Below are 23,679 nucleotides of genomic sequence, written 5' to 3' on the forward strand. Positions count from 1 at the left end.
CGGTTATTTCGTCAGGTTGAGTTTTTTCATGACCGCCTCGGTGTTGGCGGACGTCTTGTCGAGGAAGGTCTTGAATTCGGCGGCGGGGGCGTACGCCAGACCCAGGCCGGCTTTTTTGGCGAAAGCTTGGAATTCGGGGGAGTCGTAACCTTTCTTGAAGGCGTCGGCCAAGACTTTCTTCACGTTCTCGGGGGTGTTTTTGGGAACAGCCAGGCCGCGCCAGGTGGCGAAGGTGATGTCTAAGCCGGCTTCTTTGAAGGTCGGTACGTCGGGGAAGTTGGGGTCGCGTTTGTCGCTCATTACGGCCAGCATTCTGAGTTTGCCGGCTTTAACCTGGCTCTGCACCTCGGCGGGGCTGACGGTAACGGCCTGAATGTGTCCGCCGACGAGGTCGGTTACGGCCGGAGCGGCGCCATTAAAGGGAACGTGGTTGAGTTTGATACCCGCTTTTTCTTCCAGCAGGCCGGCGGCGATGTGCCACACGGAGGCGGGGCCGGAATTACCGACATTGACCTTGCCGGGGTTGGCCTTGGCGTAGTCGACGAAATCCTTGACCGTCTTAAAGGGGGAGTCGGCTTTTACGGTCAGAGCGGCGGGGTCGGTATTGAGCCGCATCAGGAGATCGTAATCTTTGTACGTGAAGGGAACGAGTTTTTGGGGCGGCAGGGACAGGAGCTCGAAGGTTATCATGGTGACGGTGTAGCCGTCGTTCTTGGCGTTGAGGCCGGCCCCGTGGCCAACCGCTCCGCCGCCGCCGGTGACGTTATTGACGGTGATGTTTTGGCCCAGGGCTTTTTCGGTATTTTTGGCGAGGCCGCGGGCTATGGCGTCCGTGCCGCCACCGGCCGCCCAGGGGACGATAAGCGTGACCGGTTTGGTGGGGAACTTCTCGGCTTGGCCGCCACACCCTGCGACTACGACTACGAACAAACATACCAGAAGCAACGCGAACACTTTTTTCATTGTTGGTCCTCCTCTAAAATAAATACCGGTAGGTTAAATTAAGAATATGTCTACCTGGGGCTATCCCTCCCTTTCCACGATGTGAAACGACGATTTCATGGAAACATTATTCAATATATTGTGATTAATTATATTCGCGGGAGAAAAATCCTCTCGGCCGTAAAAAAATACCGGTATGTGAGACAAGGCGGGGCGCTGGCGGTGGTAGGCCGCTCCGGGGAGGCTGGCCGGCAGGAATATAATGTAGCACACCGAAGATATAAATTGTGTTAAGAGCGCGTTGTTCGCTCGGTCGGAACAAGAATTAAGGGGGGCTATCGATGAGGATGACGCTGGTGGCCAGGGGTTTAGCAATTTTGATGCTGGCGATGGTATTGGTCGCTCCGGTGGCGGCTGCGGCAAGCATCGAAGAAAGGCGCGACGAAGTCCGGAAGATGGCGGACAGTACGCTCAATCGGTTGTACAAAGAAAAGCCAAGCGCCCAGGCGGCAATTGAGAGTGCGGCCGGATACGCGGTGTTCAGCAATCACGGATTTAAGCTGTTTCTTTTCGGCGGCGGCGGCGGCAAAGGTATGGCCGTGAATAACGGTAGCGGCGAAGAGGTTTTTATGAAAATGGCGGAGGTCGATATCGGTTTCGGCCTTGGGATTAAGAAATTCAGTGTGATTTTCGTTTTTGAGACCGATAAGGCTTTCAACAGTTTCGTCGCCGACGGCTGGAAGTTCGGCGGCCAAACGACGGCCGCGGCTACGGACGGCGTAAGCGGCGATTCGTTCCAGGGCGCAGTTGTGGTGGGTCCGGGAATTTGGATGTACCAGATGACCGACAAAGGCCTGGCGCTTGAACTTACCGCCAAGGGCACCAGGTATTATAAGGACAGCGATCTGAATTAGGCAACGCAGCATCAACCGATGTTACAGGGGGTAGAATCATGGATGTTATTCAGGAGCTGCTCAGGGAGGTCCCGCTGCCGCGGATGGTAAAGATCAGACAGGCTTTTCCCGCTTCACGTATCGGAGATGTCGCCGCGACGCTGCGCCAGGAGCTTGCACGGGATGAGATCGGCCGGCGGGTCCGTCCGGGGATGAAGGTGGCGGTGGCCGTGGGCAGCCGCGGTGTGGCCGATATCCCCATCCTCGCCAGAGTTACAGTGGAAGAACTGAAACGGATGGGAGCGGAGCCCTTTATCGTGCCTGCCATGGGTAGCCACGGCGGCGCGACCGCCGATGGGCAGCGGGAAGTGCTGGCCAACCTGGGGGTAACGGAGGAAAGCGCCGGCTGCCCGATAAAGTCGTCGATGGCGGTGGTGGAGATCGGCCGGCTGGATAACGGTCTGCCGGTGTATATCGATGAATTCGCCTACAATGCGGATGGCATCGTGGTCATCAATCGCATCAAGCCGCACACCGCGTTCCGCGGCCCCAACGAAAGCGGCCTTGTGAAGATGATTACCATCGGCCTTGGCAAACAGAAGGGGGCCGAATCCTGCCACGCGTTCAGCTTCAAATACATGGCCGAACATATCCCCGCCATGGCTGGGGTTGTACTGGCCAAGATGCCGGTCCTGTTCGGCGTGGGTACCGTCGAAAATGCGTACGACCAGGTTGCCAAGATCGTCGCCGTGACGCCTGAAAATCTGATCGAGACCGATCGGCAGTTGCTCCTGGAGGCCAAGGCCAACATGGCGAGTCTGCCGTTTTCGCAAATCGACGTGCTGGTGGTGGACAAGATCGGCAAAGATATCTCGGGTGACGGCATGGACCCCAATATAACCGGACGCTATCCCACTCCCTACGCTTCCGGCGGTCCGGATATCGCCAAACTGGCGGTGCTGGACCTTACGGACGCCACCCATGGCAACGCCAACGGCATGGGAACCGCCGATATCACCACCCGCCGGCTCGTCAACAAGACGAATTTCCCGATGACCTACTGCAACGGGCTGACCTCGACGGTACTGATCCCCACGAAGGTGCCGGCGGTATTCGAGTGTGACAGGGACGCGGTCAAGGCAGCCATAAAGACGTGCAATGCCCGCGACCTGAAAAAGGCAAGAGTGGTCAGGATCCAGGATACGCTCCATCTTGAGGAGATCCGCGTGTCCGAGGCCCTTCTGGAAGAAGTGAGAGCCAATCCGCGGCTAATGGTTTGCGGCGATCCTGAAGAGCTGCGTTTCGACGATGACGGAAATCTCGTGGAGTGACAACAGTCGGACTACTGCTGCGGAGGCGAGCTAGCATGGTTACGCCGCGGAGCGCTGGCTGGGGAAAAAGAAAACCACGGACTACTTAAGTCCGTGGTTTCGTGTCCGCCAGGCTAAATCGGGCGTCCATCACGCCAGCGCTTCGATACCGTGTTCAGCGAGCTTGATTTTTATGTCGTTGAAGGTCGTGCGGCTGGGGGCGTAAAAAACGGTCGTTAGGCCATCAATATTGTTGATACTGATGAAGTAAACGCCCGGCATGCCGCGGAGCGATTTTTCGGCATCCCTGGCGTTCTCGCCAATGCCTTTGACGAAAAACTTGACCTGGGAGCTGCCGTGGGCCGGGCAGCCGCATTCTTTGCACATGGTCAGCACCTCCAGATTATCTTACCTCCAGTATACCGCAACCGGCAGTTTTCGGCGAATAACCAATATTGATAGGCAGGTAACAGGGTCATTATGGCCCCGGGAGCCGGAAGGCTCAAACGATGAATCGCAATGTCGAGGATATTGCTGGAGGTATTTGCCAATTATATAACGAATATATTATGTCATCGCTTGCGACGAAAAATACCTGGCAGCGATGCTCATTTTCCTTTACACGGGGGTCCGAAAAAATGAACGGCAAATGGCTGGCCTGGCTCGGGGCGGTTGATCTGCCCGAACCCAGGCGCGATTTGGCGGCCGTGGCATTGTCCGGGGTCGGAAAAGTATATGTGACCGGAGCGGGGGAATTCGAAGCCCTGCGCGGCATCGATCTAACGGTCGAGGCCGGCGAGTTCGTGGCCGTTGTAGGTAAATCGGGCAGCGGCAAGTCGACGCTCATCAACATGATCACGGGAATCGACCGGCCCACCGCCGGCTCGGTATGGGTAGCGGGAACGCCGGTGCACGGCCTTACCGAGAATCAGATCGCCGTGTGGCGAGGGCGCACGGTCGGGGTGGTGTTTCAGTTCTTCCAGTTGCTGCCGACGCTTACGGCGCTGGAGAATGTCATGCTGCCCATGGATTTTTGCGCCGTCCACGATCCGGCTGAGCGGCCGGAAAGAGCCCTAAGACTGTTGGAACTGGTAGGGGTTGCCGATCAGGCGGACAAACTACCGGCCAATCTGTCCGGCGGCCAGCAGCAGCGGGTGGCAATCGCCCGGTCGTTGGCAAATGACCCGCCGCTGCTGGTGGCGGACGAGCCGACCGGCAACCTTGATAATCGCACTGCTTCGGCGGTCATCGATCTGTTCGCCGAACTCGCGGCGGGCGGCAAGACGATTTTGATGGTGACCCATGACGACGATCTGGCCAGCCGGGCCAGCCGCATCCTAACGGTCGCCGAGGGCCGCATAGCCTGTTCCGCGGCGACCGGTGAGGTCTGCGATGGCTGACCGGGCGCATCTCGCGCCCCGCTGGCGCAAAGTATGGGCCGATCTGGCGGACAATAAACTGCGTACCCTGCTGGTGGTGCTTTCGATATCCGTCGGGGTATTCGCGGTGGGAATGATATACAGCTCATACCTGATGTTCGAACGCGACCTCGACCGCAGTTGGCGGGCGGCGCTGCCGGCCAGCGCCACGCTGTACGCCGACCCCTTCGACGAGGAACTGGTCGCGAGCATCCGCAGCCTGCGAGGGGTGAAGGAGGCCGACGGGCGCCGCAATGTAGACCTGAGGGTGCGCGGCGCCGGCGGCGAATGGAAGCAGATGTTCCTGACCGCCATCCCCGACTACCACAAGCAGAAGGTCAACGTCATCCGCCCGCAGTCCGGCGCCTGGCCGCCCGGCGACGGGGATGTGCTTATCGAACGTTCGTCTCTGGACGCCCTGGGAGTTACGCAGGGCGGCAGCATCACGGTGGAGACTCCCACGGGGCGCTCGCGTACATTGAAGGTTACCGGGGTCGTGTACGACCCCAGCCAGATACCCAGCATGTTCATCGGCCGCTACTATGGCTACATCAATATGGATACCCTCGAAAAACTGGATGAACCCCGCCGGCTCGACCAGGTCAATTTCGTTGTCGAGCCTTGGGTCTTAAAAGGCAAGGACACCGCGCCCATCGAGGCGATCGGCCGCCGGGCCTGGACAAAGCTCGAACAGGGCGACACCACCGTCTTCTGGCTGCAGGTCAACAAACCCGGCGAGCATCAGCTGCAGGGGGCGATCAACGCCATGCTGCTGCTGCTGGCGGTGCTGGGGGCGCTGTCGCTCTGCCTGGGCACTTTTCTCCTTATCAACACCGTATCGGCCATCCTGACCCAGCAGGTGCGGCAGATCGGCATAATGAAGGCGATCGGCGCCCGCCGAGAACAGATACTGTCGCTTTATCTCGCCCTGGTCGGGGCTTTCGGGGTACTGTCTCTCATCGTGGCCGCCCCGCTCGGTGCACTGGCGGCGGACGCGGTCACCCGCTTCATGGCCGGGATCTTCAACTTCGACTCCGGCGGCCTGGAACTGCCCCCGCGGGTGCTGCTGTTGGAGGCCGCGGTGGCCATCCTCGTGCCGCTGGCCGCCGCGCTTTATCCGGTCTGGCGCGGTACGGGGGTTACGGTGCGCGAGGCGGTGAGCGATTACGGCATCGGCGGCGTGGAGGCCAGGGGCCGCGTGGACCGCTGGGTGGACGCCGCCCTGCAGAGGTTGGGAAAGCTGAAGCGGCCGGTGCTGCTTTCCCTGCGGAACACCTTCCGCCGCAAAGGACGGCTGGCGCTGACGCTCTTGACGCTGACGGTGGCCGGCACGGTCTTCATGGCCGTATTCGCGGTGCGGTCGTCGCTTTATTCCACCCTCGACCAGGCGCTGGAGTATTTCCGCTATGATATTTCGATAACTTTTACCCAGAACTACCGCTCCAGCCGCATCGAGCAGGAAGTGGCGAGGGTGCCGGGGGTCAAGGCGGTGGAGCCGTGGGGCTTCACCTCCGGACGGATACTGAAGGCGGATACCCGGCAGGCGGAGGACGAAGCCAGCAAGAATGTCTTCATCCTCGCCCCGCCGATCGATACCAAGATGGTCCAGCCCAGGATCGTCAAGGGACGCTGGCTGGTGCCCGGAGACGAAAGCGCCCTGGTGGTCAACACCGAGGTCATCAAAGACGCTCCCGGCATCGTGGTGGGCGGCCCGGCCATTATCAAAACCGGCAACCGACGGCTGAAGTTCACGGTCGTGGGCATTGTGCAGAGCACGATGACCGGGCCCCTGGCATACGCGCCTTACGACTGGCTTTCGGGGGCGATCCAGGAATCCGGTCGGTCCCGCTCCGTCCAGGTGGTGGCGGCTTCGTCCCAACCGGAGGACCAGTCCGCGCTTGGCAGGGCCCTCGAAGAGCACCTTAAGAACAACAGCCTCCGCGTCCAGCAGGTGGATATCACCTGGGAGGCCAAACAGCGCATCCGGGCCCAGTTTGACATCATCACGACCTTCCTGCTTATTATGGCCGTGCTGCTGGCGGTGGTGGGGGCGCTGGGACTGACGGGAACGATGGGGATAAACGTGCTGGAAAGGACGCGCGAAATCGGGGTTATGCGGGCCATCGGCGCGTCGAGCCTAGAAATCGGCCGGGTCTTCGTCGTCGAGGCTCTCTGCATCGGTCTCATAAGCTGGCTGGCGGGGGCGCTCCTGGCCCTTCCCGTGGCGGCGCTGCTCTCTTACCAGGTAGGGGTGCTGTTTCTGCAAAGCCCGCTGGCGTTTTCCTTCAGTTTCCTCGGGGTCGGCATCTGGCTGGCCCTGTCGGCCGGCCTGTCGGTGATAGCCAGCCTGCTGCCGGCTTATAACGCCGCCCGGCTGAGCGTCAGGGATGTCTTGAGCTACGAATGATAGGGGAGAAAAGATATGGCGGTTAAGGATAAACTCAGTGCAGGCGGAGGCTGGTTCAGGCGCCATTGGCTACTGACACTCATTCTGGCGGCCGCGCTGGTCGCGGCCGGCTGGTGGCTTTACGGCCGTCAGGGCGAAAAGCAAAATATCCCGCCGGTCAAAGCGGATAGCAGAGTATTGGCCGAAGGCATCGTTTTTCCGGTGCGCTACGCCCAGATGGTAATGCCGGTGGACGGCACGGTCGGCGAGGTGCTGGCCAAAGAGGGCGAGTCGGTGCGGAGCGGTCAGCCGCTCATCCGGCTGGTGCGCCAGGATTACGCGGCCAGGGTGAGCAGCGCCAGAGCCGACGTCGCCCGGGCGGGAGCGGCGGTGGAGCAGGCCAGGGTCAACCTGGCGGACGCCGAGCGGGAACTGGCCAGGCAGCAGCGATTGGTGGCCGCCGGCGCCACCTCGCGCCAGCAGCTCGATCAGGCGCGGACAGCGGCCGAAAGGAACCGGGCGGCGCTCGCCCAGACTGAGGCCGATCTGGCCACCCAGCGGAGCAGACAGACGGAAGCGGAAGGTCTGCTGGACAAGACCGAGCTCAGGGCGCCGATGGCGGGCACGGTCGCTTACCTGGACGTGAAGGTCGGCGAGCATGCCGCAGTGGGAACGGTGCTGGTGCGTATCGCCGACGAGTCGGCCTGGGAGGTCCGCAGCGACGACCTTACCGAACTCGCGATCGCCAAGGTGCGGGTGGGGGACGCGGTCGCCCTGACCTTCGACGGAATTCCCGGACTGGAGATACCAGGCAGGGTGAAATTCATCCGCCCATTCGGCGAAAAGAAGCGCGGCGACATCACCTATACGGTGACGGTCGCCCCCGACCGCTGGGACGACCGCCTCCGCTGGAACATGACCGCCCAACTGGCGATAACCCCGTCGCGGTAGACGATGCGACAAAGACCCCGGTTTGCAAATGCATGCAGACCGGGGTCTTTTGTCACGGTTGCTCCTAAAGGGCGTAAGAAACGATGAAATGGTAGTAAGCGATGGGGGTACCGTCGGCGATGATCTCGTGGCGGTACCAGCCTACAGCCGGAAATTGTATTTGCCACGCCGTCGGCTGGGTAAAAACGAAGCCGTCGTGCGGAGCTTTGAAGGCTATAGGGTTTGTCGCGGCGACTACATAACCGTTGTCGTGCTTGACGATGCGGATAACCAGCTCGTGATTGCCGGCGAAGCAGGTGAACTGATCGAAGGTCTTTATCGCTGCCGGCGTGCCAGGTTTCACCACGATGCCGGGGAGGGTACCCTCGGCGACGGACGAGTCGCCAAGGGCGAGCGAGAGGTTTCTGGCCATATAGTGATTGGTGGGCAGCATGCCTGGCAGGGCTGCGAAGGCCGGGGCCGCAAGGATAAGATTACCGGCGAGGAACGCTATCAGCGAGAAAATGGTGATTTTTCGGATATTCATCGTGTCGCCTCCTTATTTGTCTTTTAATATTTCGCAACAAAATACCAAAAACCTCCCATAAAATACAATAAATGTAAAAAATATTTAGCATCATTTCATCGCAGGGATAATCTGGGCTGGCGCCTTTTCTTTAGGGTGTCAGCCCGATTTTTTAAGAAACAAAATTGCTGGAGACTCTTTACAAATGGTAATATCTGCCATAAACTGTAATAAATTACATATATTTCCATATGAATCTGAATAGTTATTATATCAAGTTTCCAAAGATGTATATTTGTTGAAGCCGGTGACATCCTATCTTTAGTTTTTGTGGAAATCATTGGCAGAGGGTCGAACAGGCGGGCATACGGGTACAGGTGGCTACGGATGACCGGCCTGAGCCATAGGAAGGGGTATCCAGGGGGTGGCGGTTTTCAGGTAGATACATTTGTTGTGTTGTGGTGTGTATAAACAACAATTAACAATTTGGAGGGAAAAGAGAATGAAAAAACTGGCAATCGTGTGCACGGCCCTGCTGATCGCGGCGGCGTTCTGCACCCCGGTATTCGCGGCCAATCATAGCTTGGGAGCAGGTCTGATCGCGGTCGGTTCGTCTGGCAACAGCGCTAATAACAATACCGGCGCTGGCATCACAGGCTATGGCAACTACAATGCTGCGACCGGCGTCGGTGCGGTTATCTGGAATGGCAACGGCAACCAACACGTAAACTACAACACTGGCGCCTACGTCAGCGGCGGCTTTGGCAACAGTGCGCTCGGGGCCGGGGCGGTCCTTTGGAACAGCAGCGGCAACATTAATGTAAATCACAATACCGGCGCTCAGGTCGATAATACTGTAGGCTGGGGAAATACCGCCATCGGCGCCGGCGCGGTCGTCGTAAACAGCAGTGGAAATTCCTCTGTAAGCAATAACATCGGCGCTTGGTCCTACAGGTCGCTCGATAGCGAAGCTTACGGCGTCGGGGCTGTTGTCGTCGGCTACGGCGGCAATACCGTGAATGAAAACAAAGGCGCCACTGTTTACAAGGGCGTGGACCTCACAGCTATCGGTGCCGGGGCGATTGTCGTGAACAACGGTGGCAGCACGGTGAGCAACAATACGGGCGCCTGGGTTGAGAATGGTTCTGGCAATTCCGCCCTCGGCGTCGGCGCCGCTGTAATCATCGGTGGCAGCAACAACGTACAAAGAAATACCGGGGCGGTCGTCGTCAGCAACGGCCATGAAAACAGCGCAGCCGGCGTAGGCGCGGTCGTATATAACGGCAGCAGCAACACTGTAACCGACAGCGTCGGTGCGTCCGTCAACGGCGGCAGCCACAACACCGCCCTCGGCGCGGGCAGCGTCATCGTCAACGGCAGCAGCAACACTGCCGACAATAACGTCGGCGCGTATGTTTACGAAGGCATCCCGAGCCAAAACTAACAGGTGACTGAAACGCCCAGTTGCCGGCGGCGAAGGGGGCGGCCAGCCCGCCCTCCTGAGCTAAGCGCCGCCGGCAGCATCGGCGTCCCTAGCAAAGGGGGAGAACATATGAAAGGTAAAACAGCGATGTCGCTGTTGGCGGCCTTGGCCTTTCTGGCCACGACGGCGGTGACGCCGGTCTGGGCGGAGGAATACACCGCCCTCGTAGCCGAGGAAGGCGCGGTGGCGTTCAACACCGCCCAGGGGGTCGGGAGCCAGGTGAACGGCGGCGAGGATAACTACGCCACCGGCATCGGCGCCTTCATCAGCGGCGGCAGCTTCAATCAGGCCGCCGGCGTAGGCGCCCTCGTATCCGAGGCCTCCGGCGCACAGGTTGCCGGCATCGGCGCGGTCGCCATCGGCAATTACAACACCGCCATCGGTACCGGCGTAGTCGTCAACGGCGGCACCTACGAGGATTCCTCCACGGCGGCCGCCAGTTCCGCCAGTTTGCCCAATGTCGGGACAGGCTACGGTGCGGTAGCCTTGGGCGAGGGCAACACGGCGGTCGGTGCTTACAGCGCGGCTGTCGGCCAGGGCAATGCAGCGTACGGTCTGGGCGCGACCGCCTACGGTCTCGGCAACGCGGCGTTCGGCATGGGCGCGACCGCCGGCTACAGCGAGCCTACGGTGGGAGCGACCGCTATTGGAGCATATTCAAGGGCTGACGGTCAGTTTGACACCGCCATCGGCGCCGAAGCCTGGGCGTACGGCGGCAACAGCGTCGCTCTCGGCGCCGGGTCGGTCGCCGACCAGCCGAACACCGTATCGGTCGGTTCCACCGGCAACGAGCGGCGGATCACCAACGTCGCTCCCGGCATCTACAGCACCGACGCGGTCAATATGAGCCAGTTGTGGGACACCCACGACAAGATGAACCGTCTCGGAGCCACGGCGATGGCCATGACCGGCCTGGCGCCGATGGCCTACAATCCCAAGGAGCCGACCCAGTACGCTGCGGCTATCGGCACCTACAGCGGCAAGCAGGCGATCGCGCTCGGCCTCTTCCACTACACCAAGGAATCGGTCATGCTCAACGCGGCCTTCGGCTGGAGCGCCGACGGCTGGGAGAAGGCCGGCCGGATAGGCGTCACTTGGACGGGCGGCAGGGCCACGAAGAAAGTGCCTGCCGATAACACGGTTCATGTCAGCAACGTACCCGGCGATGCCTCAGCCCCCGAAGGTGGCATCCAGGACCGCGTGAATAAGCTGCTGCAGGACTACAGCGCTCAGCAGAACTAAGCGAGCGAAAGGCCAGGTGGTTATCCACCTGGCCTTTCTATGGGCGGGAGAGACGCCTATTCGCCGCTTTCGCCGCCCGTCTGCCCGGACGGGATTTGGTCGTTCCAGCCTTCGGGAATTCTGGCGACCGGGACGCCGTTTTCCAGGAAATAGTCAATTTCCTTGCTGTAGGTGGCGCGTCCGGTCTCCGAGTCCGACAGTATTCTGAACGTCAATCTTACCACCCCCTCCAAGTAGTATGGCTGTTTTTCCCGGAAATAGTCGCCGCGGTTATTTTGCCCGCGCCGCATAAGACAGGCGCGCCGGGAAGAATACTAGGCCTAAAACCTGAGAGGAAGAAAGCAGCATGGCTAAAGTGGTCGCGGTCCAGTCGCGGATGAACGATGTCGCAAGACTGCTGGCGAAGAGAGGCTATAAGGTGGTGGATATGCTGGAGGCGAGCCGTCCGGGGGCGCATATCGACGCGTTCCTGTACACCAGCTATCACAGTGATATCGTGAGCTCTTTCGACAGCGCCACCCAAACGGACAACGTGACGCTGGGCGGCGAGCCCGAGCTTGACAGTGCGACGGTTCCGATGGTTAACGTTGTCGGCATGACGCCCGAGCAGGCGGTAGATATTCTGGAGGAGCGGTTGAGCCGCTGAATGGAAAGGTTGAAGCCCCGGCAACGCCGGGGCTTCAGGTGTAGTGAGCCCAATGGTCCTGTTTGTAGCCCGCCGTGATCAGCGGAAGAGGAAGTAGCGCCGGGGCGGTGAGCCTGGCCTCAAGCGCAAGCCCGATTGCGAGGTTTACATCGCCGGTCAGCGGCCCCGGCTGCGCGGCGGCCGGGGACTCAGAGTAAGCAAGATAGCGAGAATGCGCCTGGAGTCGCTTTTGTTCGCAATTGTAGCCTCTTAAGGCTATAATAAGGCTTGTTATTAGCATATATTTACCCGGGCGGCCACAATGATTTTGCCGGCGACGGTTTTCGCCGGAGAGCGGAGGATTATCGTCGCGCGGATAGAATAATGAAGAGGGCAATATATAAGCCTGATGGCGAACGGGGGTACTTGGTTGCCGGCATTTCTCCTGATTGTTTTGGTACCGTATTTATTACTGAATTATTATGTGGGCAGCCGCCTGTGGCAATATATTTTCTGCCATGTCTTGCCCGGATGGGGCAAGGCATTCTGGCCGCTTTTCTGGCTGATCGCCGCAACGCCGCTCGCCTCGCGGATCAAGACGCTGCCTGTTTCGACGCAGGTCAGGGATTTTCTGGCCTATAGCGGCGACTACTGGCTGGCGGCGCTGTATTATTTCTTTTTGATTTGGCTGGTGGCCGATTTTGGCGGCTTTCTGGCCCGGCGTCTCGGCCTGCTGACCGCGGCCGCCTGCAAGCCGCTGGTTGTGGGACTGGCGTCGGCGGCACTGGTGGCGGTGCTATTGGCATATGGCTCCTGGAACGCCCGCAACCCTCGGGTGGCGACGTATGACGTGACGATCGCCAAACCGGCCGCCGGGCTCGCCGAGCTGCGGGTTGTAATGGTGTCGGATATCCACCTTGGGCCGATCGTCGGTTATGAGCGCCTGAAGGGCCTGGTGGCGGCTATTAACGATCAGCAGCCCGACCTGGTGTTGATGCCCGGCGACATCATCGACGAGAACGTCACTTATTTCGTGGAGCGGAAGATGTCGGAACCCTTCCGTGCCCTGAAACCGCGCTTCGGGGTATGGGCAGTGTTCGGCAACCACGAATACATCAGCGGAAAGGCTGAAGAGGTCGCCGCGCGGCTGCGCGAAGCGGGCATAACGGTGCTGCGGGACGAATACGTCAAAGTAGGCGATAGTTTTTATATCGTCGGCCGCGACGATCGGCGCAGCGCTCAGTTCGGCGGCCGGGCGCGGCACGAGTTGGCCATGGTTATGGCGGGAGTGGACCGTCGGCTGCCGATCCTGCTGATGGACCACCAGCCTTACGACCTTGAGGAAGCGGCAGTCCAGGGGGTGGATTTGCAACTGTCGGGACATACCCATGTCGGCCAGATGTTTCCGAACAGCTTTGTTACCGGGCGAATGTTCGAGGTCGACTGGGGTTATCTCCGCAAAGGAGCTTACCAAGTTATCGTGTCGTCAGGTTTCGGGACTTGGGGTCCGCCGATAAGAATAGGCAACCGGCCGGAGATCGTCGCAATAAAAATACGATTCGCGGAACAGCCGCAGTAACAAAGGGGAAGCCTGCAGCCGCAGGCTTCCTCTTTCCGTTGCCCGGCGAGGTACCGGTAAAGAATGAATCGGTCAGGATTCCGGCGTAATATTCGGAGGAAAACAACTTTTCAATGCAAATGCCTATTATTTACAGAGGATTTCAAGCTGATTTAGCTAATTTACTTTAGTGAAATATCGCGCCAACGGCGCGGAAGCCCGTCTCTCAGGCCGCATGAAGGGGTAGAAGAGACATTTGCCGCAGTAATTAAGACAGATTGAGGGGATGTAGTTGGAGAAGTCGACTATTATCGGCTTGATTCTGGGTATAACCGCCATCAGTGTTGGCATGGTTCTAAAAGGGGCCAACTTATCGGCGCTTATCAACCCGGCGGCGGTCCTGATTATCTTCGTTGGAACGGCGGCCTGTCTCTTAAACGGGTTTCCGATGGAGCGCATAAAGATATTCCCCAAACTAGTGAAGATGTTGTTCGTAAAACCGGTGTTGATGCCTCACGGCGAAATTCTGCGCCTGTTCATCGAATTGTCGCAGCTCGCCCGCCGCGAAGGACTGCTGGCTCTGGAGCCGGGACTGGAAGAGATAAAGGACCCCTTCTTGAAGGAAGGTCTGACGATGGTCATCGACGGCATGGACCCCGACCTTGTGGTTGACGTTCTCGGGCTGGACATCCAGCAGATGGAGGAGCGCCACAGGACCGGAGCGCTGATCTTCTCGCAGGCGGGGATGTACGCGCCCACCCTTGGGGTGCTGGGCGCGGTGGTGGGTCTGGTGGCCGCGCTTGGCAACCTCGACGATATCGAAAAGTTGGGCCACTCGATTGCCGCCGCTTTTATCGCCACCCTGTTCGGTATCTTTACCGGTTACGTCATCTGGCACCCTTTTTCCAATAAATTAAAATTGATGTCCAAGGAGGAAGTGGAGCTAAAGAAGATGATGCTGGAAGGAATACTTTCCCTTCAGGCTGGCGACAATCCGGCCACTTTGGAGGCCAAACTGAGGGTGTTCGTTCCGCAGAGCAAGCGGCAACTACTCAACAAAGGCGGGGAAAAAGGCGATGCGCCGGAACAGGCACAGTAACCATGAGCATGAAGAGCATATCGATGAAACTTGGCTGGTACCTTACTCCGATGTTCTAACCCTGCTGCTGGCCTTGTTCATTGTCCTGTTCGCTTCCTCGCAGATCGACCAAAAGAAGTTCGAACAGATGGCCCAAGCGTTTAACAGCGCTTTTCACGGCAACCCGTCGATTTTCGAAAGCATGCGCACCGTCCCTCAGCCGGTGGAAAGTCAGCCGCAGACACCGGATAAGCTGCCGTCGGTTTTTTCCGCCATCGGTAACGAGCGGGCCGGCAATTTTCAGCAGGAAACAGCTCAGTTGCTGGAAGTAAAGCGCAAGCTGGACAAGTACATCCAGGATAACAACCTGACCGGTGGATTTGGCACCATGCTTACCGACGACGGCTTGCTCGTCCGGATAAAGGACTCGGCGCTGTTCGAGTCGGGGCGTGCCGACATGCTGCCTACCTCGCGCGAGTACGCGAACGTTATCGCCAAGATGCTGGCCGAGTTGCCTCAAAAGGTGGTAATATCGGGACATACCGACAATATACCCATCAACACCGCCGAGTTTCCCACCAACTGGGATCTGAGCTCGAAGCGGGCCCTGAACTTCATGAAATATCTTCTTGCCCACGAGCCAAAACTTCAGCCCGCGAGATTTAGCGCCATCGGCCACGGGGAATACCGGCCGGCAGCCGCCAATACAACTGCCGAAGGCCGCGCCCAGAACCGCCGGGTGGAGGTGCTCATCGTCCGTAAATACTCGCACTAGAATAGCCCAAGTATTTTTTCAACGCCACCGGCAGCCGGGGGCGTATTTTTTTGCGCGTGACGGAGGGCGACATGATGGTCACTTGCCCGGAGCGGGCGGCATATATTAAAACAGGGACTTGACATAATGATTTGACGTGTCTGTCCCAAGTACGTGGTGCGAGGTGCAGCATATGAATTTTTCCGCGTTTAAGTATAAGGATGAAACGCCGTTAAGGACGATCGGCAAGGTCAAGGATATCCTCGGCGATATGGGCTTGTTGCCGATTGAAAGGGCGTGGCGAAACTCCCTGCAAGGATTCTTTTCGGTCTCGGTTAATATCGCCGGCACCGACCTGTCCGTCAACGGCAAGGGCACATCGTGCGAATACGCGCTGGCAAGCGCCTACGGCGAGCTGATGGAAAGGCTGCAGAACCTATGCACTTTCAGGCTCAGCTTTGATCTCAGCCCGCAGGCATTGTGAACTGAACCCGAAAAAACGGACATTGAGCAAAAAAGCCTCCTGTTGTAGGATAACTACGATAGGAGGTTTTGTATGTCACGGAAATGGACAGATATGCAATCGGCTGAGCGGATTATCCTGCAAATGCGACAAGATGGAAGAACCAGGCGGGAGATAGCAGATGCCTTGGGTCTTGAAAAAGTACAAATCAAGAACTGGATTAACCGGTACAATCGGAGACAGACCACCCTTCCGGCATCCCCCAAGAAGAAAGGCCGCCCCAGAAAAAGCCCGATAACTGCACACCACGCGATGGAGCTGCGGATACGGGAACTTGAAAGAGAAGTGGAACTATACCGGTCTTTTCTTCACGCTGCTGGAAGGATGTGAGAGCACAGGTTAAGTACATAGCCATAGCGCAAAATGCCGGCAAGCATCCGGTTGCGGTCATGTGTAATTTCTTTGAGGTATCAAGAAGCGGCTACTACGCGTATCTCAAACGGAAAGACCGGTCATCCGCCGAGGAGAAGTTGGCCGCCTTGATTCAAAAATGCCAGCGGCAGACTAATGGAACTTACGGTTATAGGCGTGTGGGGATATGGCTTGAGAGGCGAGGCATTAAGAAAAACCATAAGGCGGTGCTGCGCATCATGAACAAGTACGGGTTGCTGGCGCAAATCCGGCGCAGAAAAAAGTACCGGCAGATGAGCGGTCAACTGCACCGGTATCCGAATATCCTCGGCCGCGATTTCACAGCTATCAAACCTAATCAGAAATGGGTAACGGATGTTTCCTATATCCAGACGCCGCAGGGAACCTTGTATCTATCCATGATTCGCGACCTGTTTGACAACAGTATTGTCGCCTACCAGACTGGAACCGAGCAGTCGGTCAACCTGGTTCTGCGAACCGTTCGGCAAGCCAAGGCAAAAGAAGCGGTCACTGCAGAGTTGCACCTCCACAGTGACCAGGGGTTTCAATACACTTCCCAGGCATATTTCACCCTAACTCAAAATTACGGCATTACTCCGTCCATGTCAAGGCGGGGAAACTGCTATGACAACGCGCCGGCAGAAAACTTCTTCAGCATCCTTAAGACCGAGTGTATCCGGCGGCATAAGCCAAAGACGGTCGATCAGGCGCGTCAGCTTATTGATAACTACATTTTTTTCTACAACCACGAGCGTATTCAACTCAAAACAAAACTGACGCCGCTCGAAAAACGACGCCAGTTTGCGTAATCTCATCTAATCCTACGATAGGGCTTTTTATCTGTGTCCATTGGCCGGGGTTCAGTGCATTGGCCCACCAGGGCTTCTTTTATGCGCCGGACGAAAGGCTCCTGAGCACTGCCGACTTTCTTGCCGCCGGCGGGGAATGGCTGGCCGCCCAACTGACAAAACTGAACCCGGATGAAGACAAGGAAGCTCTTCTTAAATTGTGGCGGAAGGTGACCTACGAGGAACTGCCGGCTGATTTCGCCGTTGTACCGTATTGCAACCTCAATACAGGCAATCTTTCTTACCTGCCTGTCAAAATGGTCGCCAAGATGTATATGTCAAACGGCATGTGCGCAGGCAACACGCCGGAGGAGGCTCTGGTGCAGGGAATCGCCGAACTGTTCGAGCGCCACGTCAACCAGCGGATCGTCAGGGAAAAACTTGTGCCGCCGACAATACCCGGCGACTATATTGCCCGCTTCCCGCGCATCGCGGCTATGATCGCCGCTATCGAGGCCCGCGGCGACTGCCGGGTTATCCTGAAGGACTGTTCGCTGGGGCGGGGGTACCCGGTTGTCGGGGTCATATATATAAACCTTGCCGCCCAAAGCTACTTCGTCAAATTCGGAGCCCATCCCCTGTTCGAGATCGCCGCCGAGAGAACGTTGACGGAATTGCTGCAAGGCCAGGACATCGGCAGGATGATGGGGATGCGGGAGTTTTCCTTCCGCGATGGGTCGGGAGACGGCAACAATCTTATCGGTATCCTGGTAAACGGCTCAGGTGTTTACCCAAGCGAGTTTTTCGGTCCGCAGCCCAGCTATCCCTTCCGGGAGTGGGACGAAGTAAAGGCCGACGGCAACAGAAAGCTGCTTCACCACCTGCTCGCAAAGCTGGCAGTCGACGGTTTCGAGGTTTATGCCCGCGATGTATCCTTCCTTGGGTTTCCCGCTTTTCAGGTAATCGTTCCCCATTTCAGCGAGATCGAGACTTTTGGCGATATCGGGGCAATCGAAGAGTATGCCGATTATAACGAAGCGCGCAGGCTGATCAGGCGTCTTGATGAGCTTGATAAGGAGGAACGGGGGCTGATTATCGGCTTTCTGCGCCAAATGCCATATAGCCCTGACACGAACGTATTCGAGTTTCTCAACCAACCGGTAAGCGACCCTGCTCCATTCCCGTGGTATTTCGGTAGTCTTGATCTGCTGCTGACGGTTTTCCTTCTGAAAAACGGCGACCTTCAGGGAGCCGCCGCTGTATTCGAACGATACGCAGCATTTAGTCGCAAGGCGAATCGCCCGGAAGGGGCTGTAACCTTTTACCGCTGCGTGGCTGATTACCTCGGCGCGCGGGCGTCGGGGCGGAGCGAGGCGGAAATCGCCGCCACGCTCGGCGTTTTTTACCCGGAGGAGGTTGTGGCGGGCGTCCTTAAAGAATGGGGCGATCCGTCGAAGCTGGACTGCCGCCCGGATAACCCGCGCTGTTTCGATTGCGCGCGGTGTGCCTGGCGGGGCGATTGCCTGCACCCTGAGACCGAGCGGGTTTACCTGCTGCTGAAAGAGCGTCAGGCAGCCAACCCGATCGACCAGAGACATCTGGCGGCGCTGGGGATGGGTGCGCCCACCCTTGCCAGCCATTGACGAAACCTTTTGCAGCGGCTTTGCCGCGAACACCCGTGTCGGCCGCGCAACGTCTCAAAGACGGAATAAGGGCCGGCTTTAAGCCGGCCCAAAACAGCTACCTGCCGCACTTCATATAATGGCAGCTCTTCATATAGTGGCAGCTTTTGTATTCGCAGCTCTTCATATACTCGCAGCTCTTCATATACTCGCAACTGTCCATCGCATAACAGCTTTGCATTGGCTTGGCGCATTTCATGGCATAGCCGCAGGAAGCGCACTTCATTTGTTGGCAACTGTCCATCGCTTTCATCGACTTGCAGCTATCCATGAACTTGCAGCTATCCATGGGCTTGCAGCTGTCCATGCATTTCATTGACTTGCAGCTATCCATGGGCTTGCAGCTGTCCATGCATTTCATTGACTTGCAACTGTCCATTGGCTTGCAGCTGTCCATGCATTTCATCGACTTGCAGCTATCCATATACTTCATGGACTGACAGCTACAAGTGTAGTCGTAGTCATCGTCATAGTCATAGTAATGCATTATTTTTTTTCACCTCCCGGGAGAGTATTAGGGATATCCCTATTGACATAATATGATTGCGAATGCTAAATGGTTACGATGGTAAAAGGTGCATTTCTTACGGGAAGAATGGCCGGCATGCGCGAATGTTACCTGTTGACACAGGGTAGTCGTTAAGGTAGTATAAAGATTACTGAAGGGGAGTAGCCGTTAGGGCAGAGTCACCAATCCGGTAGCAATACCTGGCTCTGTCGTTGGAGGGTTTTCACCGGCCAATTGGCGAGACCTTTAGTATGGCGTCTGTCATACTAAAGGTCTCTTTTTGTTTTCGCTCGACGAATACAGGGAGAGTCCATGATGACGGGCGTCAAGGCGACAGCGCTGGTTTCGAAAATCAATCATGAATGGGGGTTGTTTCGATGGAACTATTAGCCGCATTGGGGAGCATCATGCTTATCAACCTTATACTCAGCGGCGATAACGCGGTGGTGATAGCTCTGGCAAGTAGAAACCTGCCTCGCGATCAGCGCAGAAAGGCCATATTTTGGGGGAGCCTTGGCGCGGTCATCCTCAGGGTCGTACTGACCCTGGCGGCGGCGTATCTGCTGCAAATACCGTATCTGCAGTTCGCGGGCGGTTTGGCTCTGCTTTATATAGCCGTAAAGCTAATCGCCGACGACAAAGGGGAGGTTAAATGCCATGAGGCTGCCTGCCTTAGTGAAGCCATCAAGGTCATTCTGTTCGCCGATGTTATCATGAGTCTCGATAACGTTCTCGCTATCGCCGGTGTGGCGAACGGCAACTGGATGCTGCTGGGCATCGGTTTGGCGATGAGCATCCCGCTGGTCGTGTTCGGCAGCCAACTTATCCTCAGCCTCATGGACCGCTTCCCGATAATAATCTACGCTGGAGCGGCGGTCCTGGGGTGGACGGCTGCCAAGATGGTTATCGGCGATGCCGCTATCGGCGCAATGCTTACCGCTTATGCATTAGCGATCGAGGTGGTCCTTACCGTTGGAGTCGTCGCCGCGGGCTATTGGCTGAAGATTAAGGGCCGTCGGGGGATGGAACCCGCCGAACAGTCGGAATAGGATCAAAGCGATACAAAGACCAGGCGGAGTGGTTTCCGTCTGGTCTTTGTTTCAGTTATTGAGTCTAAATGAGTCCGTTTTGAGGCTTAATTTGGGAATATCGGCGGTTTTGCGGCGCTTTAACTCATTTTCTGCGCAAATGATTGACCTTTCTCGTGTAGAGGCATATAATGAAAAAGAAAACCGATCATTTCTCTGTTAGGTGAGGCTCCTGCATAAACAGAGGCCACTGCCCGGAAACGTCGAGAGACGCCAATGGGTATAACAGGTATTGCCGGCGTAAGGTTTTACCTAATGTGGCTGAGAGTATGCTCTACGTTATGCAGTGCTAAAACTCGACGAGTAGGGAAGGTCGCACTTTTTATGATCATAAAAGACCTTCCGTAGGGAAGGTCTTTTATTGCGACGGGGGAGGTGCCGGCGTGGATATGAAAAGAATGAAGGAAAGGCTGGCTCTTTTTCTCGCCGTAATGGGCCCGGGAATTATTACCGCATTTGCCGATAACGACGCCGGCGGCATCGCCACCTATTCGGCGGCCGGGGCCAAGTATGGCTATAGCCTGCTGTTTGTGCTATTCGTCAGCATCTTAGTTCTTACCGTCGTCCAGGAGATTTCCGCCCGCACGGGAGCGGTGACCGGCCGCGGCCTTTCAGACCTTATTCGTGAACGATACGGGGTTAAGTGGACTTTCTTCGCCATGACGGTCCTTATGGTGGCCAATATCGGCACGACCGTGTCGGAGTTTTCCGGTATTGCCACAAGTTTTGAGATATTCGGGGTCAGCCGCTATATATCGGTGCCGGTAATCGCCTTTATCGTTTGGCGGCTGGTGTTGAAAGCCGATTATTCGCGGATCGAGAAGGTATTCTTCGCACTCTGCCTAACCTTTTTCAGCTACGTCGTTTCCGGATTGATCGTCGATCCGCCTTGGCGGGAAGTGATAGCCGTGGCTGCAACGCCACCTGCGCTTTCGCACGATCCGGGGTATCTGTTGATGGTTATCGGCATCATCGGTACGACGATCACACCCTGGGGGCAGTTTTACGTCCAGGCGACGATCGTCGACAAGGGAATATCTGCCAAAATGTATGCTTATACACGCTGGGACGTACTTGTCGGAGCCTTCTTCACCGGTTTTATCGCTTTTTTCATCGTGGTGGCGACTGCCGCGACCCTTCATGTGAACAACATCCCCATCGAATCGGCTGCTGACGCGGCTATCGCCCTGGAACCACTTGCCGGGAAATACGCGTCCTTCCTATTCGCCTTCGGCCTATTCGGCGCGTCGATGCTCGCGGCATTCATCCTTCCGCTCAGCACCTCCTACGCCATCTGCGAGGCCTTCGGCTTCGAGCGGGGCATCAGCAAATCTTACAAAGAGGCGCCGGTATTTTTCGGCTTGTACACCGCCATCATCGTTTTCAGCGCCATGCTGGTGCTGTGGCCCGGCTTATCCCTTTACCACGTCATGCTGACCACCCAGGTGGTAAACGGCATCCTGCTTGTGCCGGTGCTGATCTTCATGGTGCTTATCGCCAGCAATGCCAAGATCATGGGCAAGTACCGCAATTCGCCCCTCTATAACCTCGTGGCCTGGGCGTTTGCCGGCCTGATTATCGCCCTTACCGTTCTGTTGCTCGCCGGGACAGTGGCGCCCGACTTGGTGGAACGCCTGCTCGACCGTCTGGCGCTCTAGCCGAAAAACAAGGCCATCTAAGGAGACGTGAAGCTTACTTCATGTCTCCTTTTCGTTTGCCTCTGGCGCCGAGCGGGCACACCTGGGGGGGAATGACATAAAATATAGTAAAACGAGAAGAATGAGGGGTAAGTATGGATATATTCTGCCGCGGCGTCAAGCCTTTCCCGCCGCCTGCCCTGGCGGAAGTGTGTTTTTGGCTGAGGATCATGCGCGATCACGCGCAGTTTATCGAGCTCGGCCTTCCTTGCGAGGAAGGGAACCTGAAGATAGAAGCACAGGGATTCTTGGGCGTTTTCGACGATCTGGAAGACAGGCTCGGCAGGGCGTCGTGCGAGGAGGAGATAAACCGCCTTGTCATGGTGGCCACGGTGGCGGTCGGGAGGTTTTTCGTCTTTAACCGGCATATTCTCCATTTGCTTATAGATTGCCGGTTATGCGGCAGTTGCCTTTACCCGCTTTTCGTCGATCACTTGTCGCGTGAGGCGCTTTATTGCCGGAAACTGCTCAAAAAATTCACCGGCTGCGGAATGGAGTTTCCGGTTGATGCCATGGTGAGCGAGAATATTTTCTGGGTCCGCGGCATCGGCGACCACCTGAAATTTGTCCGCGACCTTATAGATCCATCGGAACGGGCCCTGGTCGGTCGGGCCAAGATATTGGGCGGTAAATTCGACTGCCTTAGCCTTCAGGCCCGCGATCTTGGCAGCATGCTATGGCATTACCGGCCTAACAACGAGCTGGTCCGGTTCGAAAAGGACCTAAGGGTTGCTGTCAGCGAAGCTGTAGAATATTTTACCGCAACGGAAAGTCTGGTGACTTGCTGCACCGCGGTTTCGACCATCCCGCCGTTGCTGGCTGAGCATATCCGCCGTGAGGGTGAGCATTGCCTGGTCGTGCTTGAAATGATCCGGCGGTGTCTTCTTCAGGATGATGCGGCGGAGGATGAGGATGAAGATGCAGATGAGGACGATTGACCAGGGCCTCCGCAAAGAGCGGAGGCCTTTCAACTTGCTGCCGGCTACGGCCCGAAAAGGGATTTCGGGCGATGACGGTGTATTTTCGTATTGTGGCGGATATTTTAATGGTAACTCTTCTGTGAAAGGGTGGGGCTATGCTACACCGTTATTCCCGGATGGAACTGCTCGTCGGGCCGGCGGCGCTTGCCTGTCTGGCAACGAAAAAAGTAGCGGTATTCGGCGTCGGCGGGGTTGGATCTTTCGCGGTCGAGGGGCTGGCGCGCTGCGGGGTCGGAAAATTGGTTCTCGTCGACGATGACTGCGTATGTCTGACAAACATCAACCGGCAACTCCACGCGACGATGAAGACGATCGGCAAGCCGAAAGTGAACGTGATGCGTGACAGAGTGCTGGACATTAATCCCGACGCCGAGGTTGTCGTCCACCAGAAGTTCTACCTGCCCGAGACTGCGGCGGAACTCTTCGCCGACGACTACGACTATATTATTGACGCGGTAGACACCGTAACAGCCAAAATCGACCTTGCGGTCAGAGCTACGGAGCGGAGCATACCCATCATCAGTAGCATGGGGGCAGGTAACAAGCTTGATCCGACGAAGTTTGAGGTGGCGGATATTTTTAGCACCTCCGTCTGCCCGCTGGCCAAGGTAATGCGTTACGAGCTCAAACGGCGCGGTATCAAGACGCTTAAGGTCGTGTATTCGCGGGAAAAGCCGCTCGCGCCCAAGGATAACGAGGAAGCGAATTGTGTTACCGGGTGCGTCTGCCCGCCAGGCACGACTCGCACATGTGCAACCAGGCGGCAGATACCTGGCAGCATCGCGTTTGTACCCTCGGTGGCGGGGCTGATACTGGCGGGGGAAGTAGTGAAGGACTTGATTCATCGCGAGGGAAGCGAAATAACAACTTAGGCACCGCTCACGCGGTGCCTTTTA

General features: G+C 57.3%; 23 protein-coding genes and 1 riboswitch. Of the genes, 18 read left to right on the forward strand and 5 right to left on the reverse strand.

The window, feature by feature from the left end; all coding sequences use genetic code 11:
- Positions 1-3: 3 nt before the first annotated feature.
- Positions 4-963: a tripartite tricarboxylate transporter substrate binding protein gene (locus tag Q4T40_01360; GenBank protein MDT8899898.1), complete on the reverse strand. Its 960-nt coding sequence runs from the start codon at positions 961-963 to the stop codon at positions 4-6.
- A 320-nt stretch (positions 964-1,283) separates the two neighbouring features.
- Between Q4T40_01360 and Q4T40_01365 the strand changes: the two genes are divergently transcribed.
- Positions 1,284-1,856, forward strand: coding sequence for a YSC84-related protein (locus tag Q4T40_01365; GenBank protein ID MDT8899899.1), 573 nt, complete (start codon positions 1,284-1,286; stop codon positions 1,854-1,856).
- 38 nt (positions 1,857-1,894) lie between these two features.
- A complete protein-coding gene (locus Q4T40_01370) occupies positions 1,895-3,166 on the forward strand; it encodes a lactate racemase domain-containing protein (protein MDT8899900.1) in 1,272 nt (423 codons plus the stop codon).
- A 129-nt stretch (positions 3,167-3,295) separates the two neighbouring features.
- Here the strand turns inward: Q4T40_01370 and Q4T40_01375 are convergent, their stop codons facing one another.
- A complete protein-coding gene (locus Q4T40_01375) occupies positions 3,296-3,532 on the reverse strand; it encodes a hypothetical protein (GenBank protein MDT8899901.1) in 237 nt (78 codons plus the stop codon).
- Positions 3,533-3,783: 251 nt separating this feature from the next.
- On the opposite strand from Q4T40_01375, the gene Q4T40_01380 reads away from it, so the two are divergent.
- The 3 genes from Q4T40_01380 to Q4T40_01390 are packed head-to-tail and all read left to right on the forward strand — an operon-like array spanning position 3,784 to position 7,900.
- Entirely contained in the window at positions 3,784-4,545 is a 762-nt protein-coding gene (locus tag Q4T40_01380) for an ABC transporter ATP-binding protein (GenBank protein MDT8899902.1), read from the forward strand.
- On the forward strand, positions 4,538-6,970 hold the full coding sequence (locus tag Q4T40_01385; GenBank protein ID MDT8899903.1) for an FtsX-like permease family protein: 2,433 nt from the start codon (positions 4,538-4,540) through the stop codon (positions 6,968-6,970). The genes Q4T40_01380 and Q4T40_01385 overlap by 8 nt, the downstream gene beginning before the upstream one ends.
- 15 nt (positions 6,971-6,985) lie before the next feature.
- Positions 6,986-7,900, forward strand: coding sequence for an efflux RND transporter periplasmic adaptor subunit (locus tag Q4T40_01390; GenBank protein MDT8899904.1), 915 nt, complete (start codon positions 6,986-6,988; stop codon positions 7,898-7,900).
- A gap of 64 nt (positions 7,901-7,964) precedes the next feature.
- Here the strand turns inward: Q4T40_01390 and Q4T40_01395 are convergent, their stop codons facing one another.
- Positions 7,965-8,426 carry a hypothetical protein gene (locus Q4T40_01395; protein ID MDT8899905.1) on the reverse strand — a complete coding sequence of 154 codons (462 nt, stop codon included), beginning with the start codon at positions 8,424-8,426 and terminating at the stop codon, positions 7,965-7,967.
- Between the two features lie 481 nt (positions 8,427-8,907).
- On the opposite strand from Q4T40_01395, the gene Q4T40_01400 reads away from it, so the two are divergent.
- Both Q4T40_01400 and Q4T40_01405 read left to right on the forward strand, forming a co-directional pair.
- Positions 8,908-9,849: a hypothetical protein gene (locus Q4T40_01400; GenBank protein ID MDT8899906.1), complete on the forward strand. Its 942-nt coding sequence runs from the start codon at positions 8,908-8,910 to the stop codon at positions 9,847-9,849.
- Between the two features lie 108 nt (positions 9,850-9,957).
- The gene (locus Q4T40_01405) at positions 9,958-11,130 is read left to right on the forward strand and encodes a YadA-like family protein (GenBank protein MDT8899907.1); all 1,173 of its coding nucleotides are present in this window, start codon (positions 9,958-9,960) and stop codon (positions 11,128-11,130) included.
- A gap of 56 nt (positions 11,131-11,186) precedes the next feature.
- Here the strand turns inward: Q4T40_01405 and Q4T40_01410 are convergent, their stop codons facing one another.
- Positions 11,187-11,345, reverse strand: coding sequence for a hypothetical protein (locus Q4T40_01410; protein ID MDT8899908.1), 159 nt, complete (start codon positions 11,343-11,345; stop codon positions 11,187-11,189).
- A gap of 131 nt (positions 11,346-11,476) precedes the next feature.
- Here Q4T40_01410 and Q4T40_01415 point away from each other — a divergent pair, with 131 nt between their 5' ends.
- The 7 genes from Q4T40_01415 (at position 11,477) to Q4T40_01445 (ending at position 18,471) form a co-directional block, all read left to right on the forward strand.
- Positions 11,477-11,776, forward strand: a complete 300-nt coding sequence (locus Q4T40_01415; GenBank protein MDT8899909.1) for a YkuS family protein — start codon at positions 11,477-11,479, stop codon at positions 11,774-11,776.
- A 409-nt stretch (positions 11,777-12,185) separates the two neighbouring features.
- Positions 12,186-13,334: a metallophosphoesterase gene (locus tag Q4T40_01420; protein MDT8899910.1), complete on the forward strand. Its 1,149-nt coding sequence runs from the start codon at positions 12,186-12,188 to the stop codon at positions 13,332-13,334.
- 271 nt (positions 13,335-13,605) lie between these two features.
- Entirely contained in the window at positions 13,606-14,412 is an 807-nt protein-coding gene (gene motA, locus Q4T40_01425; protein MDT8899911.1) for a flagellar motor stator protein MotA, read from the forward strand.
- Complete coding sequence (locus Q4T40_01430; GenBank protein MDT8899912.1) at positions 14,390-15,166, forward strand: flagellar motor protein MotB; 777 nt, start codon at positions 14,390-14,392, stop codon at positions 15,164-15,166. Before motA ends, Q4T40_01430 begins: the two co-directional genes overlap by 23 nt.
- 172 nt (positions 15,167-15,338) lie before the next feature.
- Positions 15,339-15,629, forward strand: a complete 291-nt coding sequence (locus Q4T40_01435) for a hypothetical protein (protein MDT8899913.1) — start codon at positions 15,339-15,341, stop codon at positions 15,627-15,629.
- A 365-nt stretch (positions 15,630-15,994) separates the two neighbouring features.
- Positions 15,995-16,849: an IS3 family transposase gene (locus Q4T40_01440; protein MDT8899914.1), complete on the forward strand. Its 855-nt coding sequence runs from the start codon at positions 15,995-15,997 to the stop codon at positions 16,847-16,849.
- A gap of 59 nt (positions 16,850-16,908) precedes the next feature.
- The gene (locus Q4T40_01445) at positions 16,909-18,471 is read left to right on the forward strand and encodes a YcaO-like family protein (GenBank protein MDT8899915.1); all 1,563 of its coding nucleotides are present in this window, start codon (positions 16,909-16,911) and stop codon (positions 18,469-18,471) included.
- 97 nt (positions 18,472-18,568) lie between these two features.
- Here Q4T40_01445 and Q4T40_01450 read toward each other — a convergent pair whose 3' ends face one another.
- Positions 18,569-18,997 (reverse strand): hypothetical protein, encoded by a 429-nt coding sequence (locus Q4T40_01450; GenBank protein MDT8899916.1) that lies wholly within the window; start codon positions 18,995-18,997, stop codon positions 18,569-18,571.
- A 398-nt stretch (positions 18,998-19,395) separates the two neighbouring features.
- Between Q4T40_01450 and Q4T40_01455 the strand changes: the two genes are divergently transcribed.
- The 4 genes from Q4T40_01455 (at position 19,396) to Q4T40_01470 (ending at position 23,655) form a co-directional block, all read left to right on the forward strand.
- Positions 19,396-20,067, forward strand: coding sequence for a TerC family protein (locus tag Q4T40_01455; protein ID MDT8899917.1), 672 nt, complete (start codon positions 19,396-19,398; stop codon positions 20,065-20,067).
- Between the two features lie 187 nt (positions 20,068-20,254).
- Positions 20,255-20,421: riboswitch (M-box (ykoK) riboswitch) on the forward strand.
- A 74-nt stretch (positions 20,422-20,495) separates the two neighbouring features.
- Complete coding sequence (locus Q4T40_01460) at positions 20,496-21,764, forward strand: Nramp family divalent metal transporter (protein MDT8899918.1); 1,269 nt, start codon at positions 20,496-20,498, stop codon at positions 21,762-21,764.
- A gap of 134 nt (positions 21,765-21,898) precedes the next feature.
- Positions 21,899-22,741 carry a DUF2935 domain-containing protein gene (locus Q4T40_01465; GenBank protein ID MDT8899919.1) on the forward strand — a complete coding sequence of 281 codons (843 nt, stop codon included), beginning with the start codon at positions 21,899-21,901 and terminating at the stop codon, positions 22,739-22,741.
- Positions 22,742-22,878: 137 nt separating this feature from the next.
- Positions 22,879-23,655: a tRNA threonylcarbamoyladenosine dehydratase gene (locus Q4T40_01470; GenBank protein MDT8899920.1), complete on the forward strand. Its 777-nt coding sequence runs from the start codon at positions 22,879-22,881 to the stop codon at positions 23,653-23,655.
- The last annotated feature ends 24 nt before the right edge of the window (positions 23,656-23,679 follow it).

This window comes from Selenomonadales bacterium 4137-cl (genome assembly GCA_032334055.1).
GTDB lineage: Bacteria > Bacillota > Negativicutes > Sporomusales > UBA7701 > Anaeroselena > Anaeroselena agilis.

Bases quoted from the DNA above. Each gene is read 5' to 3' on its own strand.
- Q4T40_01395 (MDT8899905.1), bottom strand. From the start codon at position 8,426: ATGAATATCCGAAAAATCACCATTTTCTCGCTGATAGCGTTCCTCGCC.
- Q4T40_01380 (MDT8899902.1), top strand. From the start codon at position 3,784: ATGAACGGCAAATGGCTGGCCTGGCTCGGGGCGGTTGATCTGCCCGAA.
- Q4T40_01360 (MDT8899898.1), bottom strand. From the start codon at position 963: ATGAAAAAAGTGTTCGCGTTGCTTCTGGTATGTTTGTTCGTAGTCGTA.
- Q4T40_01385 (MDT8899903.1), top strand. From the start codon at position 4,538: ATGGCTGACCGGGCGCATCTCGCGCCCCGCTGGCGCAAAGTATGGGCC.
- Q4T40_01370 (MDT8899900.1), top strand. From the start codon at position 1,895: ATGGATGTTATTCAGGAGCTGCTCAGGGAGGTCCCGCTGCCGCGGATG.
- Q4T40_01460 (MDT8899918.1), top strand. From the start codon at position 20,496: ATGAAAAGAATGAAGGAAAGGCTGGCTCTTTTTCTCGCCGTAATGGGC.
- Q4T40_01375 (MDT8899901.1), bottom strand. From the start codon at position 3,532: ATGTGCAAAGAATGCGGCTGCCCGGCCCACGGCAGCTCCCAGGTCAAG.
- Q4T40_01450 (MDT8899916.1), bottom strand. From the start codon at position 18,997: ATGCATTACTATGACTATGACGATGACTACGACTACACTTGTAGCTGT.
- Q4T40_01390 (MDT8899904.1), top strand. From the start codon at position 6,986: ATGGCGGTTAAGGATAAACTCAGTGCAGGCGGAGGCTGGTTCAGGCGC.
- Q4T40_01430 (MDT8899912.1), top strand. From the start codon at position 14,390: ATGCGCCGGAACAGGCACAGTAACCATGAGCATGAAGAGCATATCGAT.
- Q4T40_01470 (MDT8899920.1), top strand. From the start codon at position 22,879: ATGCTACACCGTTATTCCCGGATGGAACTGCTCGTCGGGCCGGCGGCG.
- Q4T40_01365 (MDT8899899.1), top strand. From the start codon at position 1,284: ATGAGGATGACGCTGGTGGCCAGGGGTTTAGCAATTTTGATGCTGGCG.
- Q4T40_01415 (MDT8899909.1), top strand. From the start codon at position 11,477: ATGGCTAAAGTGGTCGCGGTCCAGTCGCGGATGAACGATGTCGCAAGA.
- Q4T40_01400 (MDT8899906.1), top strand. From the start codon at position 8,908: ATGAAAAAACTGGCAATCGTGTGCACGGCCCTGCTGATCGCGGCGGCG.
- Q4T40_01465 (MDT8899919.1), top strand. From the start codon at position 21,899: ATGGATATATTCTGCCGCGGCGTCAAGCCTTTCCCGCCGCCTGCCCTG.
- Q4T40_01405 (MDT8899907.1), top strand. From the start codon at position 9,958: ATGAAAGGTAAAACAGCGATGTCGCTGTTGGCGGCCTTGGCCTTTCTG.
- Q4T40_01455 (MDT8899917.1), top strand. From the start codon at position 19,396: ATGGAACTATTAGCCGCATTGGGGAGCATCATGCTTATCAACCTTATA.
- Q4T40_01435 (MDT8899913.1), top strand. From the start codon at position 15,339: ATGAATTTTTCCGCGTTTAAGTATAAGGATGAAACGCCGTTAAGGACG.